Below are 3940 nucleotides of genomic sequence, written 5' to 3'. Positions count from 1 at the left end.
CACAGCCAAAACCGCCGCCAACCAACCCCAACCAGATGTCCCTCGACCTCGCCCCAATCTAAACCGGACAGTAGTGGGCTTGACCCGGCAATCCATAGGGCCTTTGATTTCAATCTGTTAAGATGAAATATGCCGCACGTCATCATGGACCACCGGGTCAAGCCCGGTGGTGACGCGGAGTGGGTGGATAGCTCGGAGCGCAAGGGCTGGGCAGGACGCCAATGTCTACCCCGCCAGTTCCTTACGCGTGTCCCAGAGATAGAGCGCGGCGCCGGCCAGAAGCCCCCAGAACGCCCCGCCGATCCCGAAGAAGGTGACGCCCGACGCGGTGACGAGGAACGTCACTAGCGCCGCCTCGCGCGTCTCGTCGCGCTTCAGCGCCGCCGCCAGCGCCCCGCCGAGGGCGCCGAGCAGCGCAAGGCCGGCAACGGCGGTGATCAGAAGCGGCGGTGCGACGCTCATGAAGGCGACGGCGGCGCCCGCCGTCAGCCCCAGTGCCACATAGGCGATGCCCGCGACCACGGCGGCCCAGTAGCGCCGCTTCGGATCCGGATGCGCATCCTCGCCGGCACAGATCGCCGCGGTGATCGCGGCAAGGTTGACGCCGTGGCCGCCGAACGGCGCGGCGAACACGCTGAAGAGGCCTGTCCAGCGGAACATGGAGCCGGGATCGGGCCGGTACCCGAAACTGTTGAGGACGGCGATGCCGGTGATGTTCTGGGACGCCATGGTGATGATGAAGAGCGGGATGGTGATGCCGATCATCGCCTGCAGCGTGAAGGTCGGAATGACGATCACCGGGTCCGACCACAACGAGATGCCGGCGATCCCGGCCGCGTCCGAGCCGAAGGCAATGGCGATCGCGGCCGCGGCAACGGCAGCGGGCATGGCCAGCAGCCGGTTGATCCGGGCGACGATGAGAAAGGCGGCAACGACGGAAAGGCCCACCGCCGGAAACTCGGAGATCGCCTGGAACGGCGCCAGGCACAGCGGCAGCACCACGCCGGCGAGCATGGCGCTGGCGATCGGCGCCGGGATGCGCGAGATCGCCCGGCCGAGCGTCTTCCAGAAGCCGGCAAGGACGATAAGAACGGCGGTCGCCAGAAACGCACCGACGGCGGCGGAAAACCCGCCCTCCAGCGTGCCGACAGTAGCAAGGAAGGCCGCCCCCGGCGTCGACCAGGCAATGCTGATCGGCATGCCGGTCTTGAGGCTGAGATAGACCGCGCAAACGCCCATGGTGACGGACAGCGCCATCAGGCCGGACGCCGCCTCTTGCGGGCTGGCGCCGACGCCCTTCAGGCCTTCCACGACGATGGCGAACGAACTGGCAAAGCCGACGAACGCGACCAGCAGGCCCGCTGCCAGGGCCTTCAGCGAAAACGAGCCGACCATGCCGCCCCCCCCTCCGGATGCGGCCGTTGCCGCATCCCCTCAAATGCGACGGGCGCGGCACCGTCGGCCGCGCCCGAATTCCGTCATTGCCCCGTATAGAAGATCAGTTCTTGGTTGTCAGGATCTTCTCGATCTTGGAAATGTCATGGCCGGTCAGCGTCTTGTCGACCTCGCCGACGATGCGCGAGGACACCTCCTTGTGGAAGGCCTTGCGCAGATTGCCGAGGATCATCGGCGGCGCGACCACGATCAGTTCCTTGTAGCGGTTCTTGTGCGCGGCCTTGTAGAGGGTTTCCGCGATCTCCTTGGCGAAGCGGTGCTTTTCGATGGTGTGCCAGTCGGTGTTTTCCACCGAGGAACGATGCGGGCCGGAGCCGTCCACATAGCGTCCGGGCTTGTCGCTGCCCTGTTCGCGCGAGGACGGATTTTCCTGCTCCATGATGCTGACGACCTCCAGGTTCGGATAGTCGGAATCCCCCCCGTTGCGCAGGAACATCGCTTTCTCGCCGTCGCCCACCACGACCCAGGCCTCGTGATTGATGCTCAGTCCAGGCATCGCGTATCGCTCCTCTTTTTGGCGGGCGCACGACCGGCGTCCGCCGTGATTGTCTTTCGTTGGCGGAACCGGCGCTCGTCGGTCCCGTAACCATTAAAGGTCGGGTGTCCCAAACAAAGCGTCAAGAGCCGTTCAAAGGTTATCGGATCGGATGCCGGCAAAGTGCTTGCGATAGAGCGCCTTCGCCCCGGCATCGACGCTGGCAAAGACCGCAGCGAAGGTCTTTGCGGTGCCGCCATAGGGATCGGCGATGGACTCCCGTCGCCCGAGCGCTTCTTCGAGGAACAGCGCGACGCGCGCCGGGCTTGCCGCCGGCCGGCGCTCCTCGATCCGGGAAAGGTTTTTGGCGTCCATCGCAAGGATGAGGTCGAAGCGGAAAAAATCCTCGTCCGAGAGCTGCCGCGCCCTCAGACCCGAAATGTCGATGCCGTGCTCGCGCGCGATCCGGATCGCCGCCGGCTCCGGCGGCTGGCCGAGGTTCCAGTCGGATGTGCCGGCGGAATCAATCGTGAGGCGCCCTACCCCACCATTGGCTTCGGCAACGGCCCGGAACGCGCCCTCGGCAAGCGGCGAGCGGCAGATGTTTCCAAGGCAGACGAAGAGGACGGACCGCACGGATTTTCTCTCCCGGATTGCTTGAGACGGCGCCAGGGGCTCGGAATCTCGGACCGACGCTCTACCCTTTTTGAAGACCGAACGCCAACCGACAGGAGGAACGACATGGTGGAGAAACTGACCGGAGCCGCACGCACCGAGGCCATCGCCGGCCTTGACGGCTGGAGCGAGGTCGAGGGCCGCGACGCCATTTCGAAGAGTTTCCGCTTTTCCGATTTCGCCGAGGCCTTCGGCTTCATGACCCGCGTCGCCTTCCACGCCGAAAAGGCCGACCACCACCCCGAATGGTTCAACGTCTACAGCAAGGTGGAGATCGTCCTGACGACCCACGAGGCGGACGGCGTCAGCGAGCGCGACATCGCCCTTGCCAGGACCATCGACGGCATGAGTTGACCGGATTCTTGCCAGACGCCGTGGCCATCCCCATGTCATGGGAGACGCGAGACCAACCGCGAGGGATGCAATGACCGCGCAGACCGAAGCACTCGACGGCGAAATCCTCGGCCCGGAGGGCGAGGACGAAATGCGCGTGCGCCGCGATTTCTGGGCAACGGTAAAGCGCGCCGCCCGCCAGGTGCCGATGATGGAGGACGTGGTCGCGGCCTATTACGCGACCCTCGACCCGGAAACCCCGCTGAGGGTCCGCGCCGTCCTCGTCGGCGCGCTCGCCTATTTCGTCATGCCCTTCGACGCCATTCCCGACATGCTCGCCGTCGTCGGCTTTTCCGACGACGTGACGGTGCTGACCGGCGCCATCGCCATGGTCATCGGCCACATCAAGGACCGCCACCGCGCGGCGGCCAAGAAGGCGCTGGAGGAGCAGGGGTAGGGCACACGCTCCTGCGTCGTGTCCGGCACCTGTACGCAACTCTTGCCGCCCCGGCCGAAGAGGGTACGTTCTCTTGACCTCGTCCTCCGGGGAGTCCCTTGGGTCCACCTGCGTAACCCTTCCAGTTCAGTATGGATTGCCGCGTCGGCCTGTCGGCCTCCTCGCAATGACGTTGAAATTATTATAAAAACGGTCATTCGAGCGCAGCGAAGCAATCCAGGGCGGCGTTCCCCCGAACACATCCACCGCTTCCCAAAACTGAGGCACAAGTCCAAAACTCAGTCGTCACCCCGGCCCCCGAGCCGGGGCCCATTGCCCTGTCCGCTCGGTACGCCGTCGGTGTCGGACACTGCATTGGCGAAAGCCGCTCCAAACCCGCAACGGCATACCATGCCGAGGTGGGCATTGGGCCCCGGGTCGAGTGTTTGTCCCGGGGAGATGATTGACAGGTGTTCGGGGACATGGCTTACAGTCATTGATGATCGTTTCGGGTATGGTTGAGGTCAATGGTTGCGATATGCGTTGCACCGAAGCAGACGCGATAG

Annotated in this window: 5 protein-coding genes; 2 read left to right on the top strand and 3 right to left on the bottom strand. The window is 64.8% G+C overall.

Annotated features, from left to right (window positions below; genetic code table 11):
- Positions 1–225: 225 nt before the first annotated feature.
- The 3 genes from CH339_RS23470 to CH339_RS23460 all read right to left on the bottom strand — a co-directional run bounded on the left by CH339_RS23470 (position 226) and on the right by CH339_RS23460 (position 2566).
- Positions 226–1395 (bottom strand): benzoate/H(+) symporter BenE family transporter, encoded by a 1170-nt coding sequence (locus tag CH339_RS23470; protein WP_111436843.1) that lies wholly within the window; start codon positions 1393–1395, stop codon positions 226–228.
- Positions 1396–1498: 103 nt separating this feature from the next.
- Positions 1499–1951, bottom strand: coding sequence for a host attachment family protein (locus CH339_RS23465; protein WP_111436842.1), 453 nt, complete (start codon positions 1949–1951; stop codon positions 1499–1501).
- Between the two features lie 132 nt (positions 1952–2083).
- The gene (locus tag CH339_RS23460) at positions 2084–2566 is read right to left on the bottom strand and encodes a low molecular weight protein-tyrosine-phosphatase (protein ID WP_111436841.1); all 483 of its coding nucleotides are present in this window, start codon (positions 2564–2566) and stop codon (positions 2084–2086) included.
- 45 nt (positions 2567–2611) lie between these two features.
- Here CH339_RS23460 and CH339_RS23455 point away from each other — a divergent pair, with 45 nt between their 5' ends.
- Complete coding sequence (locus CH339_RS23455; RefSeq protein ID WP_276329891.1) at positions 2612–2959, top strand: 4a-hydroxytetrahydrobiopterin dehydratase; 348 nt, start codon at positions 2612–2614, stop codon at positions 2957–2959.
- 70 nt (positions 2960–3029) lie between these two features.
- A complete protein-coding gene (locus tag CH339_RS23450) occupies positions 3030–3395 on the top strand; it encodes a YkvA family protein (RefSeq protein ID WP_111436839.1) in 366 nt (121 codons plus the stop codon).
- The last annotated feature ends 545 nt before the right edge of the window (positions 3396–3940 follow it).

The sequence above is a fragment of the Rhodobium orientis genome, assembly GCF_003258835.1.
Lineage (GTDB): Bacteria > Pseudomonadota > Alphaproteobacteria > Rhizobiales > Rhodobiaceae > Rhodobium > Rhodobium orientis.
Note: the sequence above shows the minus strand (reverse complement) of the source record. Positions and strands in the feature narration are given on the sequence as shown.